Annotated in this window: 25 protein-coding genes and 1 other RNA gene; 10 read left to right on the forward strand and 16 right to left on the reverse strand. The window is 63.5% G+C overall.

Annotated features, from left to right (window positions below):
* Positions 1–8 precede the first annotated feature (8 nt).
* From MESCI2_RS0100770 to MESCI2_RS0100795, 6 genes are all read right to left on the reverse strand, one after another.
* Positions 9–1,526, reverse strand: a complete 1,518-nt coding sequence (locus MESCI2_RS0100770) for a DegQ family serine endoprotease (RefSeq protein ID WP_027034873.1) — start codon at positions 1,524–1,526, stop codon at positions 9–11.
* Positions 1,527–1,653: 127 nt separating this feature from the next.
* Positions 1,654–1,842, reverse strand: coding sequence for a DUF2065 domain-containing protein (locus tag MESCI2_RS0100775; RefSeq protein ID WP_013531032.1), 189 nt, complete (start codon positions 1,840–1,842; stop codon positions 1,654–1,656).
* A 6-nt stretch (positions 1,843–1,848) separates the two neighbouring features.
* Positions 1,849–2,808 carry a protease modulator HflC gene (hflC, locus tag MESCI2_RS0100780; RefSeq protein WP_027034874.1) on the reverse strand — a complete coding sequence of 320 codons (960 nt, stop codon included), beginning with the start codon at positions 2,806–2,808 and terminating at the stop codon, positions 1,849–1,851.
* The gene (hflK, locus tag MESCI2_RS0100785; RefSeq protein WP_027034875.1) at positions 2,808–3,935 is read right to left on the reverse strand and encodes an FtsH protease activity modulator HflK; all 1,128 of its coding nucleotides are present in this window, start codon (positions 3,933–3,935) and stop codon (positions 2,808–2,810) included. The genes hflC and hflK overlap by 1 nt, the downstream gene beginning before the upstream one ends.
* A gap of 168 nt (positions 3,936–4,103) precedes the next feature.
* On the reverse strand, positions 4,104–4,622 hold the full coding sequence (locus MESCI2_RS0100790; RefSeq protein WP_027034876.1) for a dihydrofolate reductase: 519 nt from the start codon (positions 4,620–4,622) through the stop codon (positions 4,104–4,106).
* Positions 4,622–5,623: a DUF4424 domain-containing protein gene (locus MESCI2_RS0100795; protein ID WP_027034877.1), complete on the reverse strand. Its 1,002-nt coding sequence runs from the start codon at positions 5,621–5,623 to the stop codon at positions 4,622–4,624. The genes MESCI2_RS0100790 and MESCI2_RS0100795 overlap by 1 nt, the downstream gene beginning before the upstream one ends.
* A gap of 227 nt (positions 5,624–5,850) precedes the next feature.
* On the opposite strand from MESCI2_RS0100795, the gene cobF reads away from it, so the two are divergent.
* A complete protein-coding gene (cobF, locus tag MESCI2_RS0100800) occupies positions 5,851–6,636 on the forward strand; it encodes a precorrin-6A synthase (deacetylating) (RefSeq protein ID WP_027034878.1) in 786 nt (261 codons plus the stop codon).
* A 28-nt stretch (positions 6,637–6,664) separates the two neighbouring features.
* Here cobF and MESCI2_RS0100805 read toward each other — a convergent pair whose 3' ends face one another.
* The 4 genes from MESCI2_RS0100805 to modA all read right to left on the reverse strand — a co-directional run bounded on the left by MESCI2_RS0100805 (position 6,665) and on the right by modA (position 9,719).
* Positions 6,665–7,006, reverse strand: coding sequence for a winged helix-turn-helix domain-containing protein (locus MESCI2_RS0100805; protein WP_027034879.1), 342 nt, complete (start codon positions 7,004–7,006; stop codon positions 6,665–6,667).
* Between the two features lie 80 nt (positions 7,007–7,086).
* Positions 7,087–8,199 carry a molybdenum ABC transporter ATP-binding protein gene (modC, locus tag MESCI2_RS0100810; RefSeq protein ID WP_027034880.1) on the reverse strand — a complete coding sequence of 371 codons (1,113 nt, stop codon included), beginning with the start codon at positions 8,197–8,199 and terminating at the stop codon, positions 7,087–7,089.
* A complete protein-coding gene (modB, locus tag MESCI2_RS0100815) occupies positions 8,196–8,900 on the reverse strand; it encodes a molybdate ABC transporter permease subunit (protein ID WP_027034881.1) in 705 nt (234 codons plus the stop codon). Before modB ends, modC begins: the two co-directional genes overlap by 4 nt.
* Before the next feature lie 24 nt (positions 8,901–8,924).
* The gene (modA, locus tag MESCI2_RS0100820; protein ID WP_027034882.1) at positions 8,925–9,719 is read right to left on the reverse strand and encodes a molybdate ABC transporter substrate-binding protein; all 795 of its coding nucleotides are present in this window, start codon (positions 9,717–9,719) and stop codon (positions 8,925–8,927) included.
* A gap of 149 nt (positions 9,720–9,868) precedes the next feature.
* Here modA and MESCI2_RS0100825 point away from each other — a divergent pair, with 149 nt between their 5' ends.
* Entirely contained in the window at positions 9,869–10,078 is a 210-nt protein-coding gene (locus MESCI2_RS0100825) for a TOBE domain-containing protein (RefSeq protein WP_027034883.1), read from the forward strand.
* A gap of 9 nt (positions 10,079–10,087) precedes the next feature.
* Here the strand turns inward: MESCI2_RS0100825 and MESCI2_RS0100830 are convergent, their stop codons facing one another.
* On the reverse strand, positions 10,088–10,882 hold the full coding sequence (locus tag MESCI2_RS0100830; RefSeq protein WP_027034884.1) for a thymidylate synthase: 795 nt from the start codon (positions 10,880–10,882) through the stop codon (positions 10,088–10,090).
* 365 nt (positions 10,883–11,247) lie between these two features.
* On the reverse strand, positions 11,248–11,559 hold the full coding sequence (locus MESCI2_RS0100835) for a DUF2853 family protein (RefSeq protein ID WP_023813086.1): 312 nt from the start codon (positions 11,557–11,559) through the stop codon (positions 11,248–11,250).
* Positions 11,560–11,729: 170 nt separating this feature from the next.
* On the opposite strand from MESCI2_RS0100835, the gene ssrA reads away from it, so the two are divergent.
* Together ssrA and MESCI2_RS0100840 are read left to right on the forward strand one after the other, a co-directional pair.
* Positions 11,730–12,089: a transfer-messenger RNA gene (ssrA, locus tag MESCI2_RS1000000136400) on the forward strand.
* Positions 12,090–12,201: 112 nt separating this feature from the next.
* A complete protein-coding gene (locus MESCI2_RS0100840; protein WP_027034885.1) occupies positions 12,202–12,756 on the forward strand; it encodes an AAA family ATPase in 555 nt (184 codons plus the stop codon).
* A gap of 45 nt (positions 12,757–12,801) precedes the next feature.
* On the opposite strand, the gene MESCI2_RS0100845 is transcribed toward MESCI2_RS0100840, so the two are convergent.
* Positions 12,802–14,007 (reverse strand): multidrug effflux MFS transporter, encoded by a 1,206-nt coding sequence (locus MESCI2_RS0100845; protein WP_027034886.1) that lies wholly within the window; start codon positions 14,005–14,007, stop codon positions 12,802–12,804.
* Positions 14,008–14,195: 188 nt separating this feature from the next.
* On the opposite strand from MESCI2_RS0100845, the gene MESCI2_RS0100850 reads away from it, so the two are divergent.
* The 4 genes from MESCI2_RS0100850 to MESCI2_RS0100865 all read left to right on the forward strand — a co-directional run bounded on the left by MESCI2_RS0100850 (position 14,196) and on the right by MESCI2_RS0100865 (position 15,972).
* Entirely contained in the window at positions 14,196–14,882 is a 687-nt protein-coding gene (locus MESCI2_RS0100850; protein WP_027034887.1) for a TetR/AcrR family transcriptional regulator, read from the forward strand.
* A gap of 118 nt (positions 14,883–15,000) precedes the next feature.
* A complete protein-coding gene (locus MESCI2_RS0100855) occupies positions 15,001–15,537 on the forward strand; it encodes an SspB family protein (protein WP_027034888.1) in 537 nt (178 codons plus the stop codon).
* Between the two features lie 16 nt (positions 15,538–15,553).
* Entirely contained in the window at positions 15,554–15,751 is a 198-nt protein-coding gene (locus MESCI2_RS0100860) for a DUF4169 family protein (RefSeq protein ID WP_027034889.1), read from the forward strand.
* Positions 15,748–15,972: a ribbon-helix-helix domain-containing protein gene (locus MESCI2_RS0100865; RefSeq protein WP_027034890.1), complete on the forward strand. Its 225-nt coding sequence runs from the start codon at positions 15,748–15,750 to the stop codon at positions 15,970–15,972. The genes MESCI2_RS0100860 and MESCI2_RS0100865 overlap by 4 nt, the downstream gene beginning before the upstream one ends.
* Here the strand turns inward: MESCI2_RS0100865 and MESCI2_RS0100870 are convergent.
* Positions 15,969–17,771 carry a chloride channel protein gene (locus MESCI2_RS0100870; protein ID WP_027034891.1) on the reverse strand — a complete coding sequence of 601 codons (1,803 nt, stop codon included), beginning with the start codon at positions 17,769–17,771 and terminating at the stop codon, positions 15,969–15,971. The two genes, MESCI2_RS0100865 and MESCI2_RS0100870, sit on opposite strands and share 4 nt — an antisense overlap.
* Before the next feature lie 157 nt (positions 17,772–17,928).
* Between MESCI2_RS0100870 and MESCI2_RS0100875 the strand changes: the two genes are divergently transcribed.
* A complete protein-coding gene (locus MESCI2_RS0100875; protein ID WP_027034892.1) occupies positions 17,929–18,366 on the forward strand; it encodes a MarR family winged helix-turn-helix transcriptional regulator in 438 nt (145 codons plus the stop codon).
* 23 nt (positions 18,367–18,389) lie between these two features.
* On the opposite strand, the gene MESCI2_RS0100880 is transcribed toward MESCI2_RS0100875, so the two are convergent.
* A complete protein-coding gene (locus MESCI2_RS0100880) occupies positions 18,390–22,331 on the reverse strand; it encodes an AsmA family protein (RefSeq protein WP_027034893.1) in 3,942 nt (1,313 codons plus the stop codon).
* Positions 22,332–22,463: 132 nt separating this feature from the next.
* Here MESCI2_RS0100880 and MESCI2_RS0100885 point away from each other — a divergent pair, with 132 nt between their 5' ends.
* Entirely contained in the window at positions 22,464–23,426 is a 963-nt protein-coding gene (locus MESCI2_RS0100885) for a Dyp-type peroxidase (RefSeq protein WP_027034894.1), read from the forward strand.
* Between the two features lie 65 nt (positions 23,427–23,491).
* Here the strand turns inward: MESCI2_RS0100885 and MESCI2_RS0100890 are convergent, their stop codons facing one another.
* Positions 23,492–24,013 (reverse strand): hypothetical protein, encoded by a 522-nt coding sequence (locus MESCI2_RS0100890; protein ID WP_027034895.1) that lies wholly within the window; start codon positions 24,011–24,013, stop codon positions 23,492–23,494.
* Positions 24,014–24,035: the final 22 nt, after the last annotated feature.

The raw sequence follows: 24,035 nt of genomic DNA on the forward strand, positions 1-24,035 counted from the left end.
TCCGGATATCAGTCCATCCGGATCGTCACGAACCTGAGCTCGCCGGTCTTCGATGCCAGCATCAAGAGCGCGTTCTTGCGCCCTTGTTCCTTCAAGGCGCCGATCCGGTCCATGACATCCTTGGGCGTGGCGACCGATTCCTGTGCGATCTCGGTGATCACCTCGCCGGGCTGGATGCCGCGTTCGGCTGCGGCAGAGTCCTTGGCGACGTCGGTGATGACGACGCCCGAAACATCGGCGGCAATGCTGAACTTCTTGCGCGTCTCGTCGTTCAGCTCGCCGACCGTCATGCCGAGCACCGAAGCAGTGGAAACGGCTGGAGCCTTGTCACCCTTGTCCTGGTCGGTTTTGCCGCCCTCCTCGCTGCTGGCGAGTTTCTCGCCATCCTCGAGCCGGCCGAGCGTCACTTTCACGGTCTGCTCGACACCCTTGCGCACGATGAGCACATCGACCGCCTTGCCAACCGGGCTTTCGGCGACGACGCGCGGCAGATCGCGCATCTCATGGATATCCTTGCCGTCGAACTTGATGACGACGTCGCCCGCCTGGATGGTGCCGTTGTCGACCGGGCCGCCCTTGATCACGCCGGCAACCAGCGCGCCCTTGGCGGTCGCCATGCCGAGGCTTTCGGCGATGTCATCGGTTACCGGCTGGATGCGCACGCCGAGCCAGCCGCGCCGCGTCTCGCCGAACTGGCGCAACTGGTCGACGACGCCGGACGCGAGTTGCGACGGTATGGAGAAGCCGATGCCGATCGAGCCGCCGGAAGGCGAAATGATCGCCGTGTTGATGCCGATGACTTCGCCCGCGCTGTTGAACAGCGGTCCGCCGGAATTGCCGCGGTTGATCGCGGCATCGGTCTGGATGAAGTCGTCATAGGGGCCGGAATTGATGTCACGGTTGCGGGCAGAGACGATGCCGACCGTCACCGTGCCGCCGAGGCCGAACGGATTGCCGATCGCCATCACCCAGTCGCCGACGCGCATCTTGGTGGAATCGCCGAACTTCACCGCCGTCAGCTTGTGGCCTTTCGGATCGACCTTGAGCACGGCGACATCGGTCTTGGTGTCGGTGCCGACCAGCGTCGCCTTCAAGGTGACGCCATCGGAGAAATTGACCTCGATATCGTCGGCATCGGCAATGACATGGTTGTTGGTGACGACGATGCCCTGCTCGGCATCGATGACGAAGCCGGAGCCCAGCGACTGCACCTTCTGCGCGCCGTTGTCCTTGTCGCCGCCGCGGTTCTTGAAGAAATCGTCGAAGAAGTCCTGGAAGGGCGAACCCTCGGGCAATTGCGGCATCGGCACCGCGCCCGGGCCTTCGGTACCCTTGACCGTCTGCGAGGTCGATATGTTGACCACCGCGCCGAGCAGGCCTTGCGCCAGATCGGCAACCGAAGCGGGCCCATCGGCGGCAAATGTCGGCGTCACGAAGGACGGGACAGCGACGGCGCTGACAAGAAGTGCCGCCGCGCCGGCGATGAATGTCCGCCGCGCCGCGCGCAGAATTGTATTGGATGTCATCGAGAAGCCTCCCGGTATTCTTGAAAAGAAAAGCGCTTCGACGAAAACGCCGCGTCACGCCATGTTGGCAAAAAATACGGCACGTTTGCGGCTATGACTATCGGCAAAGGATAAATCATCGCCGCCGTCATGCGCCTCGTACCAGCCAGACGATGCCGACGCCGATCGCGATCGCCGCCAGCCCGGCAATCCGCAGCGCATTCTCGGGCAGCGACAGCACTTCGGTGGCGAGCTTCCTGGCCAAGCCGGGAAAGCCGCCATAGACCAGACCCTCTATGACGAGGACGAGGCCCATGGCGGCAAGAAAATCCTGCACCGGCCGCTACTGGCCGGTGCTAGGCTGTGCCGCCGGCGCGGCGGGTGCCGTCGCCGGAGCGTTTGGCGCAGGCTTTGCCGGCCCCTCGCTGCCGTCGGGATTGCGGAAGAAGCGGAAGAACTCCGAGTTCGGCGACAGCACCATCGTCGTTCCGGTGTTGTCCAGCGCCGTGCCATAGGCATTCATCGACCGGTAGAAGTCGAAGAAGGCCGGATCGCGCTGATAGGCTCCCGCGAAGGTGGCGCTGCGCTGGGCCTCGCCCTCGCCGCGAAGGATTTCCGACTCTTTTTGCGCTTCGGCGACGATCTCGACCACTTCGCGATCGGCGCGGGCGGTGATGCGCTGTGCCGCCTCGTTGCCGCGTGCCCTCAGCCGGGCAGCTTCCGCCAGGCGTTCCGCCTTCATGCGGTCGAAGGTCTGCTGCGAGACTTCGGCCGTGAGATCGGTGCGGCGAATGCGGACATCCTCGATCTGCAGGCCGAGCGATGTGGCATCGGGCCTGAGTTGGTCGCGGACTTCGCGCATCATCACCCCGCGCTCTTCGGAGAGCGCTGCCTCGAAATCACGCAGACCGTAGACACGGCGCAAGGCAGCGTCGAGACGCGTCCTGAGCCGGGCTTCTGCCAGTTCGATCTGACCTGACACGGCGGAGCGGAAGACCCGCGGATCCGAGATGCGGTAGGCGATGAAGGCATCGACCTCGTAGAACTTGCCGCCCGAGACCTGGACGCGAATGTTGTCGAGGTCGAAGCGCAGCACCCGGTTCTCGATCAGCTGCACGGTGTCGGCGTCGAAGAACGAGAACGGCGCCTTGAAGTAGATGCCGGGTTCGCTCTTGACGTCGACGATCTCGCCGAACCTGAGCACCAGCGCCTGCTGGCGCGCATTGACCACGAAGACCGACGAATAGAGCAGGAACAGGATAACCGCTGCTGCGACGACGATGATGGGAAGACGGTTGGCCATCACTGGTTACCTCCCGTAACGCCACTGGACGCAGCGGGTGCCGGCGCTTTCGGCTGCAATGCCGGCAGCGGCAGATAGGGAACGACCCCTTGCCCGTTGCCCTGCTCGACGATGACCTTGCTCGAATCCTTCAGAACCTTCTCCATGGTTTCCAGGTAGAGGCGCTTGCGCGTTACATCGGGCGCCTTGGCATATTCGTCATAGACCGAGATGAAGCGCTGTGCCTCACCCTCGGCTTCCTGCACGACCCGGTTCTTGTAGGCGGCCGCGTCTTCGCGGATCTGTGCGGCCTCGCCGCGCGCCTGCCCGAGCTTCTGGTTGGAGTACTGGTTGGCCTGCTCAACGAACTTGTCCTCGTCCTGCTCGGCGCGCTGCACCTCATCGAACGCATCGGCCACCTCGCGTGGCGGTGCCGCATCCTCGATCGAGACGGCGTTGACGTTGAGACCGGCCTTGTAGCCGTCCAGCGTCGTCTGGATGATTTCACGCACCGAGGCGGCAATGCCCTGGCGGTCGTCGCGGAAGATGTCCTGCGCCGGCCGGCGGCCGACGGCTTCACGCATGGCGCTTTCGGCAACCTGCCGCAGCATACCGTCGGGATCGGACACATCGAACAGATACGCGCTCGGGTCGGAGACCTGGTAGGCCACCGAGAACTGGACGTTGACGATGTTCTGGTCGCCGGTAAGCATCAGCCCGGAGGTGTTGCCACTCGTCGCGCCGCCGCCGCCGATATCAACGAGCTGCTCGGAAATCTTGGCGGTCTCGACGGTTTCGAGCGGCCACCAATGGAAATGCAGGCCGGGCTGCGACAGCTCGGCCTTCGGCTTGCCGAAGCGCAGTTCGACCGCGACCTCGTCGGGCTGCACGGTATAAACCGCCTTGAACGCCCACAACACCACTAGTGCCGCTGCGATCAGCGCAAAAATAGCAGGGCTCGCGCCGCCGCCGCCCGGCAGAGCGCGCCGCAGCCGGTCCTGGCCGCGGCGGATGATGTCTTCGAGATCGGGAGGCGAGCCCTGTGGCCCGCTCGGTCCCTTTGGTCCCTGCCCCCAGGGACCTTGATTGTTGCCGCCGCCGCCGCCCCATGGGCCGCCGCCACCGCCGCTTTTATCGTTCCAGGGCATGAATGTCCTTTCGCTTGGAATTCCCTCAAGCGCCGGTATTACGGCGCAAAATCCAGTATTGTTCTTCTATAGGGACGCCACGAGGCGCTTTCAACGCGATGCGCTGCCGACTTCGTCCGATTTGTCCGGTCGCGACCCTTTGTCTTCCTTCAATGCCCCTTTTTTCAGTCAATGTCTCTCTCGACGCCGCTCGTAAAGCGAATAGCGCGTCGGATGGCTGTCCTTTTCCCCGGCTGGGACGTCCTGCGAACTGACAATGCGCCAGGAATCAGGATCGATCGGCGGGAAATGCGCGTCGCCGTCGACGGCTGCCAGCACATGGGTGACATGCAGGCGATCGGCCAGCAGCATGGCCTGCGCATAGATTTCGCCGCCGCCGATGACGCACATCTCGTCCACACCGACCATGCGGCGCCCGCGCTCCGTCGCCAGTTGGATCGCGGCCTCGAGCGAATGTGCCACCCCGACGCCCTCGGCACGCCAGGTCTTGTCGCGGGTGACGACGATGTTCAACCTGCCCGGCAGCGGCCGGCCGATGCCCTCATAGGTCTTGCGGCCCATGATGATGGGCTTGCCCATCGTATCGGCCCTGAAGCGCTTGAGATCGGTGGAGAGCCGCCACGGGAGCCCGCCGTCCCGCCCGATCACGCCGTTCTCGGCAATGGCAACGTAGATTGCGACATGCATCAATTGCCGTCCGTTGGCTCGAGGATCAGGATGTCGATGTCGCGCTCGGGGTAGAAATCATCCGCCGTCATCTCGAATGTCGTCGGTCCGGTCTTTTTGACATTGTCGCCGCAGAACGAGACCAGGGCTTTCGGATTGCCCTTGTCTATCGTCAGCTTGAACTTGCCGATCGTGCCTGCCGCCCAGTTGCCGCCGGTGGTCAGGATATAGGCGATGCGGCTCTCAAAATATTTGGGATAGCCGTCGGGGTCGCTCTTGGCCGCCTTGCGCACCGCATTTTCGAATGTGCCGTCCATGCAATACCGGGCCTTGTAGGCCGCATACTGACCCTGGAATTTGCCGTCGTAGAAGAAGCTGACTGAAGACGTGCCGCCGACGCTCGGTCTGTAGTGGTGGGAAACATGGACGTCCTTGTTGGCCGGAAAGGTCGAGCGCCACCAGTAGGTCGAACGCAATTGCCAGAACGGCGTGTAGACCTTGGTCGTCTCGGTGCCGTCGCTGCCGGTGTCCTCGATGATGATGCCGCGGTTGACCCAGTCATCGACAACTGCCTGCGGCAGCTTGGCCAGGGCCGTCTTCGCCGCATCGCCGAATGGATAGAACGGCACGTTTTGCGCCTTCAGCTCTGCGCTGATGTCGATGCCGAGCGCCAACACCTTCTGCTCGAGCTGCGGCTTGACGGCGACACCGTCGATAGTCACCTCGAAGCCGAGGAAATTGTCGCTCTGATTTTCTGGGATCGCCGGGATTTCTTCGGGATTGCCCGATATGTCGGGCATCGGGAAAGCGACGATGGCCTCGACATCCCGATCGGTGTTGTTATGGAAGACATAGTCGACCGTGACCTTTTCCGGCGAGATGAAAAGGTCCTCGCTTTGCATCGCCACGGCATCGCTGCGCGACAGGATCAGGCCGCCGGTGCCAAGTTCGGCAACCGAATCATTGGCGAAGGCGGGCGCGGGCGACAGGGCCAGCACGGCGGTCAGAACATATCGCAACATGGAAGCCCCCTCGGCTAGAATGCTTGCAGGACCCTAGCCGTTTCAGTGCGGCGTTTCAAAGCCCTTCCGCATCCGCGGACGCACCAAAGATAGCTGGACTGCGGTCTGGACACGCGCCAGCGCGGTCTGGACACGCGCCAGCGCGGTCTGGACACGCGCCAGCGCGGTCTGGACACGCGCCAGCGCGGTCTGGACTAACAGGTTCCGATCGGGCAGGAGTTCGCCCCATGCGCAAGCTTCTCGTCATCGGCATCGGCGCCGGCAATCCTGACCACATGACCGTTCAGGCCATATCAGGCCTGAACCAGGCGGATGTGCTGTTCATTCCCGACAAGGGCGCGAAGAAAAATGAGCTGGCCGAACTGCGCCGCCGGATATGCGACCGCTTCGTCACCAATCCGAAGTCGCGCCGCGTCGAATTCGACGTGCCGGTGCGCGACCTGCCGGTAGAAGATGGGCCGGCGCCCTCCTATCGCTCGACCGTCGATGACTGGCACGAAGCCATCGCCGCCATTTACGAAGGCCTGATCCGCGAAGAGATATCAGGGGATGGCTGCGGCGCCTTCCTGATCTGGGGCGATCCTTCGCTTTACGACAGCGCGTTGCGCATCCTCGAGCGCGTGCGCCTGCGAGGCAATGTCGCGTTCGAGCTTGAAGTGATACCCGGCATCACCGCTGTCCAGGCGCTTGCCGCCAGCCACAAGATGGCGCTGAACCGCATCGGCGATTCCGTCCTCATCACCACCGGCCGCCGTCTGACCGAGGAAGGCATGCCGGACAATGCCGGCAGCGCGGTCGTCCTGCTGGACGGCAAATGCGCCTTCAACACGCTGGACGACAAGGATGTCGTCATCCACTGGGGCGCCTATCTCGGAACCGAAGACGAGATCACTCTCTCCGGCAGGATCGGTGACATCGGCGCAAAGATCGAAGAGGTTCGAGAGGAAGCCCGTCGGCGGAAGGGCTGGATCATGGACAGCTATTTGCTGCGCAAGCCCGGTGAAGAGCAATAAGTCCTACTCCCCTACTCCCCCACCCCCTTCACCCAGCATCAATCTCCGCCTGCAATGCCTCCATATGGGTCGCCGCCGCGGCAGAAGCCGCACGCTCGATGGCGCGAAAGCGGCTGACCACTGCAAGCCCCACGGCCGTCAGTTGCGCACCACCGCCCTTGCGGCCACCGGTTTGCGCCGCCACCAGCGGCTTGCCGAACACCCGGTTCATGTCCTCGACCAGGTCCCAGGCGTGCTTGTAGGACATCTCCATGCCGCGCGCGGCGGCCGAGATCGAGCCGAAGGCGGCGATCTGTTCCAGGAGTTCGATCTTGCCCGGCCCGACGCGCCCGTCGGGATCGAGATTTATCCGCAAGCTCAGCGACGGCATCATTACTCTCCGCGGTCACACCCCAACCTCATACTAGAAGCTCCCTGGCGAAACCGCTATTCCAAAAAGACATAGCGGGATCATCCATCCGCCTCGGCGGGCAGGCCGGCGCCGGTGTTCGCCCGATCGAAGCTCACCGTCTTGATGACCGCGAAGACCTTGCCGCCAAGATGAAGCTTCAGCGCCTGCCGCGACTGTTCGGTGATGCGGGCAAGCACGGTTGCGCCATTGCAGTCGATACCGACCTCAACCGCGGGTCCCTCGCCGGGGCTCATCGTCGTTATGGTTCCCGGCAGGATGTTGAGCGCGCTGAGACCCCTCGGCTTTTCGGTGGCGATCATCACATCGCGGGCGCGGATACGGATGCGCACCGGCGTTCCTGTTTTCATCGCCAGCCGCGGCACCCGAAGCTCGCCTGCGGCCGAGCCGAGCACGGTCATGCCGAAGGTCTCGTCGTGATGCAGCACCTTGGTGTCCAGCACGGCGCCCCCCTCGCCGCGCTCCTCCGCCGGCAACAGGTCGAGCCTTTGCATCACCGCCCCGGTCGGCCCGCTGGCAATGACATTGCCCTGCGCCAGCATCACCACGTCGCTGGCCAGCCTCGCCACTTCGGCGACCGAATGACTGACATAGACGATCGGGATTTTCGTCTCGTCGCGCAGCCTTTCGACATAGGGCAGGATTTCGGCCTTGCGCGCTTCGTCGAGCGAGGCCAGCGGTTCGTCCATGAGCAGCAGTCTGGGGCTGGCAAGCAATGCCCGGCCGATCGCCACGCGCTGTTTCTCGCCGCCCGAGAGCTTTGCCGGCCGCCTGTTCATGAGCGGCCCGATGCCGAGCAGGTCGACGACGGCATCGATATCGGCGTAGCGCTCCGCCGGCGGCGTGAACCAGCGGCCGTAGCGAAGATTGCCGGCAACGCTCAAATGCGGAAACAGCCGTGCGTCCTGGAACACCATGCCGATGCGGCGCTTGTGCTTCGGCACGAAAATGCCGGCACCGGTATCGACCAGCACACGGCCGTCGACCTCGATGCGTCCCTTGTCGGGCCGGATCAGCCCGGCAATCATGTCGATCAGCGTCGTCTTGCCCGACCCAGACGCTCCGAACAGCGCCGTCAGCCGCCCGGCACTTTCGAAGCGGGCGTCGATGGCGAAACCACCCAGCCGATGATTGATGTCGACGAGAACGCTCATTCGATGTCCAGTCGCCGGCCGACACGCCGCGCCAGCACCTCCGACGCCACAAGTGCTGCCATGGAGATGACGATGGAGATCAGCGTCAGGCGGAGCGCCCCTTCATCGCCACCCGGCACCTGCGTGAAGGTGTAGATCGCCGACGGCAATGTCTGCGTCTCGTTGGGAATGTTGGAGACGAAGGTGATGGTCGCGCCGAACTCGCCCATCGCCTTGGCGAAGGCCAGGATGGCGCCGGCGATCAGCCCGGGCAGGATCAACGGCAGCGTGATGGTTGCAAACACCCAGAGCGAATTGGCGCCGAGGGTTCCCGCCGCCGCTTCCATCTTGCGGTCCACCGCCTCGATCGACAGCCGGATCGCCCGCACCATCAGGGGAAAGCCCATGACGCCGCAGGCCAGCGCCGCACCCGTCCAGCGGAAGGAGAAGACAATGCCGAAATGCTCGGCCAGGAAGGCGCCGGCCGGGCCACGCCGGCCAAACGTAAGCAGCAGCAAATAGCCGGTCACCACGGGCGGCAGGATCAGTGGCAGATGCACCAGGCCGTTGAGCAGCGTCTTGCCCCAGAATTGGCCTCGGGCAAGCAGCAGCGCGATCAATATGCCCGGTGGCAGGCTGGCGAGCATCGCCACCGTCGCCACCTTGATGGACAGCCGGACCGCATTCCATTCGTCGGGAGTGAGGTCCAGCAGCCAGTTCATATGCGAGATGAAGCCCCTTGGAACTCAGTTGCTCGGCGCGAGCACGGTAAATCCCTGATCCTTGAACAGCGCGGCCGCCTTGGCCGACTGCAGGCATTTCAGGAAAGCCGGCGTGTCCTTGTCCTTCGAATCGGCGGTCTGGGCAACCGGATAGATGATCGGCGGATGCGAATCCTCCGGGAAGGTGCCGACCACCTTGACGCCCTTTTCGGCATGCGCGTCGGTGGCATAGACGATGCCAAGCGCTGCTTCGCCCGTCGAAACCAGCTTCAGCGCCGCGCGCACGTTTTCGGCCTGCGCCACCTTGCCCTCAACCGAGGACCAGACGCCGAGCGATTCAAGTGCGGCCTTGCCGTATTTGCCGGCCGGCACCGCCTTGAAGTCGCCCATGGCGAGCTTGCCGTCGCCGATCAGCTTGGCGAGGTCAAAACCCTTCTCGATCCTGGTGTCTACCGCCGAGTCCTTCGGCGCCACCAGCACGATCTGATTGCCGAGCAGCTTCACTTCGGTGTCCGGCTTGGTCAGCTTCTTGTCGGAGAGATATTTCATCCAGTCGAGGTCCGCCGAGATGAAGACGTCGGCAGGCGCCCCGCCCTCGATCTGCTTGGCCAGCGCCGAACTCGCGGCATAAGAGACGGTCGCGGCCTCGCCGACATCGGCCTCGCAGGCTTTGTTCACCGCGTCGAGCGCGTCCTTGAGGCTGGCCGCCGCAAACACCACGACCTTGTCTTCCGCGTGCGCCATTGGCACCGCGGCCATCAACGCTGCCGCAAAACCGCCAATAGCGATCACCCTCAACCCGAGACCTTTGCGCTTCATCGAAACTCTCCCTGGTTTGAAATCCGTGCGGCCCAAGGCCTGACAACCGATATATCCGCATGAATATAACAAGGGAAGGGCCGACACCCTTCTCGACATCGATTGTTCTGGTAAAACGGGCAAAGAAAAGACTTGGAAAGGACCCTTCGATGAAGATCAGCGCCCGCAATATCCTCAAGGGAACGATCACCGAGATCGCCAAAGGCGCCACCACCTCGCACGTCAGGATCGACATCGGCGGCGGCGCCATCGTCACCGCCTCGATCACCAACGAGGCCGTCGCCGACCTGAAGCTCGAAAAAGGCAAGCAGGCCTACGCCGTGGTCAAGGCCTCGGACGTGATGGTCGGAGTAGATTGAAGCCGCGGTTCAGACCGCGATCGGCGCCTTGATCGATGCATCGGCGACGTAGTTTTCCAGCCGGAAATCCTCGAAGCGGAAGGCGAACAGGTCCTTCACCTCCGGGTTGATCCACATTGTCGGCAGCGTCCTCGGCGTGCGCCGCAGCTGCTCGCGCGCCTGCTCGAAATGGTTCGAGTAGAGATGCGCATCGCCAAGCGTGTGGACGAAATCGCCGGGCTTCAGCCCTGTCACCTGCGCCACCATCAAGGTCAGCAGGGCATAGGATGCGATGTTGAACGGCACGCCAAGAAAGATATCGGCGGAACGCTGGTAGAGCTGGCAGGAAAGCCGCCCTTCCGAAACATAGAACTGGAAAAGGCAGTGGCAGGGCGGCAGCGCCATCGCTTCCACCTCGGCTGGGTTCCATGCCGAAACGATCAGCCGCCGCGATTGAGGATTTTTGCGTATCTCCTTGAGAAGATTCGCGATCTGGTCGATCGAGCCTCCATGGCCGTCCGGCCAGGAGCGCCACTGCTTGCCGTAGACCGGGCCGAGATCGCCATTCTCGTCGGCCCATTCGTCCCAGATCGAAACGCCGTTATCGGTGAGGTATTTGATGTTGGTGTCGCCGGCCAGGAACCACAAAAGCTCATGGATGATCGACTTGAGATGCAGCTTCTTGGTGGTGGTGACCGGAAAGCCGCGCGCCAGGTCGAAACGCATCTGATAGCCGAAGACGGAGCGCGTTCCGGTGCCGGTGCGGTCGCCGCGATCGGCGCCGTTATCCAGCACGTGCTGCAGGAGGTCGAGATACTGGCGCATCGGTTCCGGCTCGATTCGAGAGTGCAGGCATTATAGCTGCCGGACAGGCGGCCGAACACAGCAAAATGGCAAAAAGCTTTGCTCTCCACCACGCTTTCCGGCCGTTTGCGCCGCCCCTCATTGCCCTGCCGGGCATTTCTCCCCGTATAGTGACGGGGAGAAAGGTGCTGGCCGCAACGCAGGCACCCTCTTGCAACGTTGGTGATTGGCGAAATCGGTGACGACAGCGCCCCTCTCCCCGTCACTATACGGGGAGAGGATGCCGGCAGGCAGGTGAGGGGCAGCGCTGACGCTAGGTGAACTGCCGATTCAAGCCTGAAGCGGTTGCTCGCAGCACCGATCTTCACAACCTGAGTTATGACGGATCAGAGGGAGCCGAGCTTGCCCAGGTCTTTGGCGACGAGGTAGTAAAAAGTCACACGGCTCTTGGTGTTGTCGGCAGCCATTGCCTTGCAAGTCTTCTCGATGGATGCATCGGCCTTCGCTGCATCGCTGATGCCGAGCTTCTTGGCGACCCAGTTGTCCCTGACACGCCCGAGTTCCTTTGGGTCGGTGCAGGACACCAGCGAGGAATCGCGGTTCCTGAGCGCGATGCCCAGGTGTTTGACGATCTTTTCAACCGCATCGGCACTGGCGCCGGCATCGTATTTCTTCACGTCTGCAAGATAGTCGGCCATCAAAATTCCCCTCGTCGGCGCCACGGATCCGATCGATGAGGGCTGTGGCGCGCTGCTGCAACTTGTGCGCTAGGTCGGTTACTCCTCACCGTGGCAAAGCTTCGGTTGAGACCGCGTCCAAGTCAACCCTTTGGAGATGCGGTTTTGACACGCGGACAAAGTGCCATTGCGGCCTTCCATTTCCTGCGATGGGCCCCTATATTCAGTTTGTCGGCTCGACCGACTATGGCGATAAATGGGCGATGAAATAAGCCGTTCGGACCCGGGGGCGGTACCCGGCGCCTCCACCAAAAGCCGCTGCTGATGACAGAGCGGTTTTTGCTGGGGGCGAAATAGGATCGACGAAGGTGTAAAGATCGTACTTTTGCCCGGCATGGTACCACCGTCATCGGGCTAAACCTGTAGTTGCAAATGACAACTATGCGGAAGCACGTCTCGCCGCGTAAGCGGTGCGATAGCTTCAAATCAAGCCCTAGAGGTTCGCACTTCTAGGCGGGGTTCGGAGGTACCTGGCAACAGAAACCTCCACTTCTCCCCCCACAACATGCGCTACGCACAACGGCAGCTCACGCTGGCTGGTCCTTCCAACGGTTATGGGCCACGAAGGCGCACCGCCGCGCGCCCCCTCTCCATGGACAAAACATGCAAAACGATTCCGATCGCTTCTTCGTGCTGACCGGCGGTCCCGGTTCCGGCAAGACCACCTTGATCGAAGCCCTGCGCCACGCAGGCTTTGCCACCTCGGTGGAAGCCGGGCGCGGCATCATCCGCGACCAGTCCGCCATTGGCGGACCCGCTTTGCCCTGGCATGATCGCGCCCTGTTCGCCGAGTTGATGCTGTCATGGGAGATGCGCTCGTATCAAATCGCGCAAGAACAGACCGGGCGTCCTGTTTTTTTCGATCGTGGCGTTCCGGACACGCTCGGCTATCTCAGGCTGAGCGGCCTGCCGGTGCCGGAGCATATCAGGGTCGCGGCAGACCGTTTCCGCTACAACCCGCGCGTCTTCGTCGCCCCACCGTGGCCGGAGATCTTTGCGCAGGATGAAGAGCGCAAGCAGACGCTCGACGAGGCCGAGCGCACCTATCATGCGCTGGCTGGCGTCTACACGCAGCTGGGTTATGAACTGGTCCCGCTGCCTTTGGTTCCGGTCGAGGCGAGGTTGCGCTTCGTGTTGGCCGAGACGGGATTGGCATGAAAAAGGCCGGGCGAACCCGGCCTTTTTGCTCTCATCGAAAGTCTGTTATTCCGCCGGCGCCTCGGCAGCTTCGCGCGAGCGGCCGAGTGTGACTTTGGCCAGCGTGAAGGAAATCACCGCGCACAGCGTGATACCGGCCACCATCGGCAGCGGCGTACCGTCGAAGAACACGCCGGCGACACCCATGGCGAGTGCGCCGATGGCGAAATGCAGCGTGCCCATCAGTGCCGACGCCGTGCCGGCGATCTCGCCATGTTCTTCCATGGCCAGCACCGAGGTGGTCGGGATGACCAGGCCAAGAAAGCCGTAGCCGACGAACAGCAGCGCCGCCATCACGTCGAGCCGATCGATACCCGTCGCCATCACCGCGAACAGCACCACCATCGTCGTCGCATAGCCGGTCACCGCGACACGCACCACGCGCCTCAGGCCGAAGCGCTCGGCCAGCAGTCCCGTCATCTGCGACATGCCGATGAAGGCGACCGCATTGATCGAGAAGAACACGCTGTAGACCGAAGGCGACAGGCCGTAATGGTCGATCAGGATGAACGACGAACTCGACAGATAGACGAAGAAGCTGGCAATGCCGAAGCCGGCGATCGCCGTCAGGCCAAGGAAGTTGCGGTCACCCATCAGGAAGCGGTAGGCCGACAGCGCGGTGCCGAAGGAGGAGCCGGCGCGGTCTTCCACCGGCCGCGTCTCCTTGAGCGATGTCGCCAGAAGGATGGTGGCCAGCAGAGCCGCGCCCGTCACCGTCCAGAACACGGCGCGCCAGCCGAAACTCTCGATGATCACGCTGCCGGTCAGCGGCGCCAGGATCGGCGACACCGAGAACACCAGCATCAGCAAGGACATCAGCTTGGCGGCTTCATTGCCGGTGTGCAGGTCGCGCACGATGGCGCGCGGGACGGCCATGCCGGCACTGGCGCCAAGCCCTTGCAGGAAACGGAAAGCGATCAGCCATTCGATGGTCGGCGCCATTGCCGAACCGATGCCGCCGACCATGAACAGCGCAAGGCCGCCATAAAGCGGCAGTTTGCGGCCGACCATGTCGGAGATCGGCCCGACGACGATCTGGCCAAACCCCATCGACAGGAAGAAGATCAACAGGCTCATCTGCACGGCAGCGGTGCCGGCATGCAGATCCGCGCCGATCGACGGCAGCGCGGGCAGATACATGTCGATGGCGAACGGGCCAATGGCGGACAACAAGCCGAGCACGACCGCGATGCGGAGGAATTTGGGACTCATGATAAAGGCTTCTTTCAAATCTGGTTGCCGCCGCCAGGCGACGTCTAACCTAGGACGTTCCATCCCGTGAGATTCCGACACCTCGAGAGCGAATTCCATTCGTCCCTCTCACGCGAAATCTCTTTATCTTGTGTCCACAAATTTAGACACTCTTGTCTAAATCGTCAATCACCTCTATATAGTTTTTTATGAAGCTGCACGTTTCTCCTGACATTTTCCCGCCACGCGGTCATGAGGCCAAGCGCCTGTCGATCGTCGACGCCGCCGCCACCGTGTTTTGCCGCGAAGGTTTCGCCGGCGCCAACATCGACCTGATCGCCGCCGAAGCCGGCGTCTCGCGCCAGACGATCTACAACCATCACGGCGACAAGGAGAAACTGTTCGTCACTGTGGTCCGCGACCTCACCGAACGCTGCAATGCCGGCATCTTCGCCACCATTGCCACCTTCCCCGACCGGCCGGGGGATCTCGAAGCCGATCTGATCGGCTTTGCCGTGCGCCTGAACCAGAACTGCATCTGCAACCGCGACGGAAAATTCCTGCGCAAGCTGATCCAGACCGAAGGCGAGCGCTATCCCGAACTGTTTGCCGAATGGCGCGAACAGGGACCGGGCAGGACATGGCCGGCAATCGCCGCCCGCTTCGCCCGCCTCGCCTATGGCGGCTACCTCACGATCGAGGATCCCGACGTGGCGGCACGTCAGTTCCTTGGCCTCGTCAATGCCGAACTGCAGACCACCTTCATGCTCGGCGGCTCGCCGCGCGAGGACGAGGTGCTGCAATCCGCGACCAATGGCGTGCGCACCTTCCTCCGCGCCTTCGGCAAGCGCCGCTCCGCATCGTCCGAAAAGCAAAGCGCGCTCGCCAGCGCCTGAGCGATCAAATCGCTGGCAATAGTCTTCGCTTCCGCGCGAGGGTGATCTATATGCGGTTTACGCCGCCCTCAAGCTTGATTACAGCTATGCGGACGATTCAACGGAACCCGACCGCCACATGGCCGACGACCACATCCGCTACGACATTCTGGCCCAGGAGGCGTTGCGCGGCGTCATGCGCAAGGTCCTGGCCGAGGTCGCGCGCACCGGCCTCCCCGGCAACCACCACTTCTTCATCACCTTCCTGACCGGTGCGCCAGGCGTGCGCGTGTCGTCGCGGCTGCGCGAGCGCTATCCCGAGCAGATGACTATTGTCATTCAGTTCCAGTATTGGGACCTGAAGGTGACCGATACCGGCTTCGAGGTTGGCCTGTCCTTCTCCGATGTTCCGGAAAAACTCGAAATCCCGTTCTCGGCCGTGCGCGGCTTCTATGATCCCTCGGTCAATTTCGAACTCGAATTCGACGTCAAGACGGATGGCGCGGCAGCCGAGGAACCGGCTGCGCCAACTCCGGAGCCGTTGACCATCGTCTCCGAGAAAAAGCCGAAGGCCGAGAAGAAGGCCACCGCCGAGGCGGAGAAGAAGCCCGCTGCGGCGGACGCCGCCACCAAAGGCGCCGAAGTGGTTTCGCTCGACGCCTTCCGCAAGAAGTAAGCCGGCGGCTTACGCCATGGCCGACATCGTCAACCTTCGCCAGGCCCGCAAGCAAAAGGCGCGGGACGAAAAGCTGCGCACCGCCGAACAGAATCGCGCGCTGCACGGCCGCTCCAAGGCCGAAAAAGAACGCGACCGCATCGCCGCCGACAAGAGCGAAAAATTCGTTGCCGGGCATCGTCGTGAAAAGCCCGGCGACCCCGACCGTCAATGAGCCCGGTCGAAAAGCGTTCGGTGACCATTCGCGGCCACCGCACCAGCTACTCGCTCGAAAAGCCCTTCTATGACGACCTCGTCGCGATCGCGGCGACCAGAGAGCTGACGCTCGCTGCTCTTGTCGCCGAAGTCGACGAGACACGGCCCCGCGACACCAACCTGTCCTCGGCGTTGAGGCTCTATGTGCTGGAATGGGCGAAGCGAGGAGAGAGTATCTAAAGGCTTTCGACCGCGTCGTCCTTTTTCCCGCGCCTGGTGCCGAAGCCAAGCAAGGTCGAACGCTCGCGCTCCTCGGCCTGTTTCCTGGACCGCACGCGCATCAAATCCTTCCAGCCGACATAGCCGACCAGCAACGAGCCTTCGCGAGTGACGACGGGCAAATGGGAGACGTTGGCCGTCAGCAGCTTGTCGGAGAGGCCTTCGAGATATTCATCCGGATAGGCCAGCGTCACCTTGCTGCCGGCCAGCAGTTCGCCAAGCGTCGTCGTGCGGTGCGTGCCGGCACGTCTCCAGCGCAATATCGCCGGCGGATCGATGAGGCCCAGCACATGGCCGTGCTCATCGAGCACCGGGAAACTCGGATGCCGTGTTTCCGGCGCGGTCAGGAACGCTGCCGCGCCATGCAGTGTCATCGTCGCCGGCACGCTTTCAACCTGTGAGGTCATCACCTCGCGTACCCTGGTCAGGGCGAAAGGGTCGACGCGGTATTCGCGAACCAGATGGTGTCCCCTTCTGGCAATCTTCTCGGTCAGGATCGACCGCTTCATCAGAAGCACGGTGACGGCGTGCGCCGCGGCGCAGGCAGCAATCAGCGGCACCAGCATATGTGTGTTGCCGGTCAGTTCGACGGCGAAGAACGTGGCGGTCAGCGGCGCACGCATCGTGCCGCCCATCGTGGCGGCCATCGCCAGCAGCGCCCAGAAACCCGGATCCGCGGCAGGCAGAACGCCGGCGAGCACAGCGCCCATGGCCCCGCCCATGATCAACAGCGGCGCCAGCACACCTCCCGACGTTCCCGAACCGAGCGCAACCGACCAGATGATCGCCTTGACCACCAGCAGCAGAAGGGCCGCTGTCGCGACGGTGCGGCCATCCAGCATGTCGGTGATGTTGTCATAGCCGACGCCGAGCGCGTGCGGCTCGATCAGCCCGCCGATGCCGACCACCAGGCCGCCAAGCATCGGCCACCACATCCAGTGTATCGGCAGCTTCTGAAAACCGTCCTCGCAGGCATAGACCATCTGCGTCAGCAGTCCCGACAAAAGTCCTGCACAAACGCCGATCGCCACCCAGCCGGCAAGGCCGACAAAGGACACCGCCATGCCGCCCTGAAACGGAAAGATCGGTCCCGGCAGATGCAGCATGGTACGCTCGACCTCGGCGATAACAGCCGCGACCGCCACCGGAATGAAAGAGCGCGGCGTCCATTCGAAAAGCAGCAGTTCGACCGCCAGCATGATGGCGGCGATCGGTGTTCCGAACACCGTGGTCATGCCCGCTGCCGCACCCGCCACCAGCAGTGTCTTGCGCTCGTTGTCGCTGACCGGCAGCATCTGCGCGATCAGCGAGCCGATCGCGCCGCCGGTCATGATGATCGGGCCTTCGGCGCCGAACGGCCCGCCGGAGCCGATCGAGATCGCTGACGACAGCGGCTTCAGGATCGCCACCTTGGCGTCGAGTTTTGAGCGTCCCAGCAGGATCGCCTCGATGGCCTCGGGAATGCCGTGGCCGCGGATCTTCTCGCTGCCGAAGCGCGCCATCAGGCCGATGATCAGCGCGCCGATCACCGGCACGATGACGGCGGCAAGCCCAAGCGGCGTGTCCTCGAGCTTCAGGTCGGCGAGCGAGAACTGGCCGAAATAAGCGATGTTGGTGGCCAGCCGGATCAGCTTCAAAAGCGCGATGCCGGCAACCAGTCCGGCTGTCGCCACCACCACGGCAATGGCCGCGACGAGCAGCACCCTGGCGTCCGTGGTGAAATCACGCAGATGCTCCGGGTTCGAGTGAGGGGTCTTCATGGCGGGCTTTGCTTCCTGGCGGCGGCCGTATGTCTGAGATGCGGCACGGTCGAAGCGGCCAGCCGGGTTTGTCGGTGGCTATGTATCGTAACACGATATAAATATTCAAGGCGGTTTCGCCCGAAATCCGTTTGAGCTTTCGCCGGAAAACGAACACATGTCTGATATGTCGCAGCCACGAGAACAACGTCCCGCCATCAGCCAGGCCGATTACCAGCGGCTATCGGAGTTTCGCTACCTGATCCGCCGGTTCCTCGAATTCAGCCAGGTCCAGGCGGAAGACGCCGGCCTGACCCCGCGCCAGCATCAGGCGTTGCTGGCGATCAAGGGTTTCCCTGGTGGTGGACCGGTGACGGTTGGCGACCTCGCCGAGCGCCTGCGCATCCGCCACCACAGCGCCGTCGAGCTGGTCAACCGCCTCGGCGAGGCGGGGCTGGTTACAAGGGATCAGGACAAGGACGACCACCGCCGCGTGCTGCTGCAACTGACCGAGCGCGCCGACGATTGCCTGGCCGAACTGTCGGCGGTGCATCTCGACGAACTGTCGCGTATCGAACCGATGCTGCGGCGTCTGCTCGATCGCGATGGAGGGTAGTCGTATCGCCCAGAAAGCTCAGCCTACTGCAGCGACTTCAGCAGATTGTCGATCGTGAACGGATTGGACTTCGGCTTGGCCGGCGGCGGATTGTCGTTGGCCTGCGGCAGCGGTGCCCGTTCCACCTTCGGAGCCTGCTGCGCGGCCTTGCGTTCGGCCTCGAGCCTTGCCTTTTCCTGCGCCGCGATGCGCACCGCCTCTTCCGCCTTCTGCCGCTCCTGCTCGGCCTGCGCTTTGGCCGCCTCGTCGGCAGCCTGCTTTTCGGCAGCGGCCTTGGCGTCGGCGTCCGCCTTGGCTTTCGCGTCCGCTTCCGCCTGAGCTTTGGCGTCGGCATCGGCTTTCGCCTGGGCATCCGCTTCGGCCTTGGCTTTGGCATCAGCCTCGGCTTTCAGCCGCGCCGCCTCCTCTTGCCTGCGCAATTCCTCGGCGGCCTTATCCCGTTCGGTCTGCAGCGCCGCGTAGTAGCGCACCTCGCGCCGCAGCCGCTGCTTTTCGAGCAGCGCGGCCTGCATCGCCTCGACGCGTTGCTGTTCCTTTTCCAGCGCGCGCTGCGTCAGGAACTGCGCCAGCGGCTCGCTGTCGAATGCTCGTTTGACCGCGCCGAACGGCCCCTCGGCGGTGAAATTCACAACCGGCTCCGAGCCGACCAATGCCTCGTCGCCAGGCCGATAGGTGATCGCGCCCTTGGCCGACACCATGGCCGCGTTGAGATCCGCCGTGACGTCGGCGGACAAGGTCGCCGCCAGGTTTTCCAGGCTGACAGGCGGCGCCCGCAGCGTGCCGCCGGCAACCGTGAAGGCGACGTCGGTATCGCCGGCGGCAAAGCTGCCATCGGCGGCGATGTCAGGCGCGAAGCCGGCGGTCTTGGCCGCATCGATGTCGCGCCCGATCGCATCCGCCTTGGCAAGGAACGCGGGGAACGCATCTGGATTGATGCCAGCAACTTTCACGCCCTTCAACGCCGCAGTTCCGGAGCCTGACAAGGCAGCCACCATCCCTTCGACCGATTTGCCGCTGCTTGACAGCGCCGTCGAGAAATCGCCGATGCCGCTGATGCCGGCATCCGGCAGCACGGTCGCCAGATCGGCGCCGGCCAGTTTCATCTGGCCAGTGAACAGCCCGGTGCCGTCATTGTTCTTCAGTTCGAACAGGCCGGTCAGCGCCCCGCCCAGCAATTTCGCCTTCAAATCCGAAACGCGGATGCCTTCCTGGTCGAGCTTGAGCGAAAAGGCGGCATCATAGGCGGTGGCGAACCGACCGGCGGCGAGCGCTGCCGTCGTTAGGTCCAGGTCGGCGGTGAACGGCAGGTTGGATTTCTGGCTGAACGGTGTCGCCGGCCACACGCCACCCTTGTTGGTTTCTTCCTTGTCGGCAAGAAAGGCGGAATCGCCGAACAGCGCCACCGCCATCGGATCGAGGTCGAGTTCGTCGAGCATCAGCGCCCCGGCCAGATGCGGCACGCCGGCCTTGCCGTCGACCCCCTCCTTTACATCGATATTGACGTCGCCGGACACCGCCGCTTCGTTGATGGCGCCGTTGAGTTCGTCCAGCACCAGCAGGCCGTTGCCGTAGTCGCCCTGTGCCGAGAACGACGTCGACATGCCCGCCCCCATGCCCGGCAGGCCGATACCTGTCGTCATCAGCCATGGCTCGATGTCGGCGGCATCGAGGCTGAGCTTGCCCTTGGCGGCGAAGCCTTGCGGCGTATCGGCGATCGTGCCTTCGAAACCCGCCTTGAAGTCGTTGCCGGCAAGGCTGAAACTCGTCGCCAGGCCGCCACCCAGCGTTCCCTTGGCCTGAATGTCGGTGCTTGCCTCGCCCAGCATGCCGAGCGGCAGCGCCGGCAGGCCGTAGAGCGCCAGCAGCGTGGTGGCGTCAGGGTTTTTGGCATTGAAGGTCAGCGCCACCGGCGCTTCGAGAAGCTTGTCCACCGCCCCCTTCCCCGACAGCGATGCGGAAAAGGCCGAGCCGCCGGCCTTGCCTTGCCCGCTCACCGCCAGGCCTGTCGTGCCGTCGCCATTGTCGGCCGCACTCGCCACGAGGTCGACACGCGCATCCTGGAACAGCTCGGGATAGGCAGCGGCACGGCTCGCCAGTCCCTTGAGCACGGCGCTGTCGGGATAATGCCGGGCGGCGACGTCGATCAGTGGTTTCAGGTCGACGGCAACCACCGACGCATCGAGCTTGCCGGTCGGGCTCGCCGGGAAATCCTTGATCCTGCCGGTGGCGCTGATCGAGGCGCCGGCCAGCCCGCCCACCGACAGCCGGTCGATTTCGAGCAGCCCGTCGCGCAGCCTGAGCGCCGTGTCGACCGTGTCGGCGGTCAACCCTCCGGCATTGACCGGCCCGGCCTTGATCTGGAAATCGAGGTCGCGGTCGGCAAAGCGATTGGCGCCCTTGTCGCTGACGAAGATCGAGGCGAAGGCGGCCAGCCCGTCGACATCGAGGTCGCCGCCTTCGAGCCGCATCAGCACCGAGGGCTTGGCATCGTCGGGCTGGCTGGAATCGATGCGGCCGGAAAACTTCGCCTTGCCCAGGATCAGTTCAAGATCGCTGAAGGCCTGGCGCTTCTGCGAGAGGTCGACCTTGGCCTTGAAGCCGGCGGCGGGCAAACGGCGGATCGCCTCGTCGACATCCTTCGACAGCCAGGCGGCAAAGCCGGAAGGTTGCGCCACGGCCACCAGCAGCGAACCGTTGAAGCCGAAGTGACCCTCCAAATTGAGCACCAGCATGCCATCGGCTTCCAGCGTGGTGCGGCCGGGCAAGGTCGCAGCAAGCGATTTCACCGACCAGCCACCATCGACCGGCTCGGCGGAAAGATGTACGTCGCGCACCGTGGTGTCGCCGACCACCACCGCCGGCAGCTTGACCTCGACGGTGCCGGGGATGGTCGGCTTCGGCATGTCGAGCAGCGCCTGCTCAAACGCCGCGATCCGCTGATCCAGCGTCAGGCCGGCGCCGGCTTCGGCGCCCACCGCCTCGTCGAACTGCACCTGCGCGCCATTGGCCTCGATGGCGAAACTCGGTTTCAGCCCGAGATCGACAGAAGCCTTGCCATCGGCGGTGTAGGGGTTGTCGAGCGGCCCGGTCTCGAAGCGGAATTCGTCGACGCCGAGCTTCTGGTGGTCGAGCGAAAACTTGCCATTCAGCCGAAAGCCCGGATCGGGCTTGCCGGCTGAGACCTTCACCGTATCGCCATCGGTGCCGCGCAGCTCGGCGCTGTTCTTGTCCGCACCGGAGATTTTGAACTGGCCGGAATAGACGGCAGCGCCATTGACGATGCCGGCATTGCCGTCGGTTTCGATGACCAGCGGATAGGCATCGGGATCGGCCTTCAGCCGCAGCCGCATCTGCCCGTTGCCTTCGGCCTTGCCGGTGGAGGCAGTGACCGCGGTGCGCAACCCGTCCAGCCGCAGCGTGCCGTCCATGCGCCACGGCCCGGCCAGCGACTTGGCCGAGATGGTCGAATTGATCTCGGAAAACAGATGGCTGCGGCCGCCGGCGGCATGGCGCAGTTCGATCTGCCCTTCCGTCACCGTCAGCTTCTCGATCGAGATCTGGTCGAGGTCGAAGGGCGAGGACGGCCGCATCGCCCAGTCGACCGTGCCGTCATTGGCGATATCGATGGTCGCTTTCGGCCGCACCAGCCGCATGTCGAAGATCAGCACTTCGCCGCGCAGGAAGGGCGCCAATTCCGCGTCCATCGAAAACGTCTCGACGGTCATGGCCGGCTGGCCATTGGGGCCGCCGGCGACGGCGACATTCGAGAAGGTCACCGAGGGGAACGGCAACAGCCTTGCCGTGGCGTCGCCCTGCACGGTCACCTTGCGGCCGAGAATGGCGCTGGCCTCGCGCTCGAATTGGGCGCGGTAGCCGGTCCAATCGATAAAATACGGCACCACCAGCGCCGCACACAGCACCAGCACAAAAAGGCCACCGAAGATCACGAACAGGCGAGCGAGCATCAGCTCCGAATGGGTTGATTGAAATTCTGCCGCACTCTACCCGCATCCGCGTGTCGATAAAGAGGCAATTCATCCAGTGTTGCGCGATCCCGGATGATCTGAAACAAATCCTCGCAAAAGCGGAGAATTCGGATGTCGGGCAAGAACTGGGATCGCGTGCCGATCGATGCGCAAAGTGTCGACGCCCCGCTGTCGCTTTCGGCGGTCTTTCTTGTCGTCACCGTCGCCGGCGGGCAGAGCGCGCTCGCCAGGGTTGCCTCCGTGCTCGGCGGGCTCGACGATCTCGTCAAAACCGTCGGGTTCCGCGATCTTTCCGGGCGGCTTTCGTGCATTGCCGGCATCGGCCGCGATCTCTGGGATCGTCTTTCTCCAGATCGGCGGCCGCTGGAACTGAAACCGTTCGCGCCGATCAAGGGTGCCGTTCATTCGGCGCCTTCGACCGTCGGCGATCTTCTCTTCCACATCCGCTCCGAACGCCCCGACATGTGCTTCGAGTTCGAGCGCATCCTGCTCGACAATCTCGGTGATGCCGTGAACGTCGTCGACGAGGTTTCCGGCTTTCGGTACTTCGACGCGCGCGACCTGCTCGGCTTCGTCGACGGCACCGCCAATCCGACCGGCCTCGATCTGCCGGCCTCTGCGCTCATCGGCGATGAAGACGCCGACTTCGCCGGAGGCAGCTATGTCGTCGTCCAGAAGTACCTGCACGATCTCCAGGCATGGGGGCGGACGCCGACGCCTCTCCAGGAAGAAATCATCGGCCGCACCAAGATCGACAACATCGAAATCGATGATGACGACGCGCCGCGCAAATCGCACAAGTCGCTGGCCACCATCGAGGATGCCGATGGCAACGAGTACGACATTTTGCGCGACAACATGCCGTTCGGCAGGCCCGGACAGAACGAATTCGGCACCTACTTCATCGGCTATAGCAGGTATCTCTGGGTGATCGAGAAGATGCTGCAGCGCATGTATATCGGCGAGCCGCCGGGTGCTTACGACCGGCTGCTCGATTTCTCCACGCCGCACACCGGCACGACATTCTTCGCGCCAACCCGCCCCATGCTGCAAACCCTTGTTGAGGGCGCATAGAAGACGCCTGCGACCGCACGGCAGGCCGGCGCCCCCACGATTTCACCCGGCGATTGTCAGAACCCTCAGCGTGCGTCGCGCTTTGCTTGCGCCACCTTGGCCGCCTTGCGCTGCCGGCCAAGCTCCATCGGTCGAACGAGGTCTTGCGCCCTCTGGTTTGCCACCGACCGCATCCCCTTGCGCGCGGTGCGCGAATTGAAAGCAGGGCCTTCCGGCGTCGCCCCTTGCTTCATGACAAATGCCTTGCGCGCGTTTTCGATCAGCGAAACGCTGGCCGCCAGTTGCCGGCGCCGCTCGGCCTCGCCATTCAGCCGCCGCATGGCCATGGCCAGCACCGCAAGCTTTGTCTGCGAACCGCCATCGGACTTTGAGGGTGCAGCGCCTTTCGACGCGCCCTTGCCGCGTATTTCACGCCGGCGGCGGTGTGCTTGGGTCTGCGCCTTGTCGCGCCGCTCCCGCAACAGCTTGACCAGACCGGCAAGATCGCCGTCGGAAAGCTCCTGCACCGCCGGATGGTGCGACTTCTCCACCAATTCCTGTTCGTCAGCGCTCAGCGCACGTGCCGCTTCCTTGCGTGAAATCGCCATGGCATTCCTCCTCCGCTGGCAC

Source organism: Mesorhizobium ciceri WSM4083, assembly GCF_000519305.1.
GTDB classification, from domain to species: Bacteria; Pseudomonadota; Alphaproteobacteria; order Rhizobiales; family Rhizobiaceae; genus Mesorhizobium; species Mesorhizobium ciceri_B.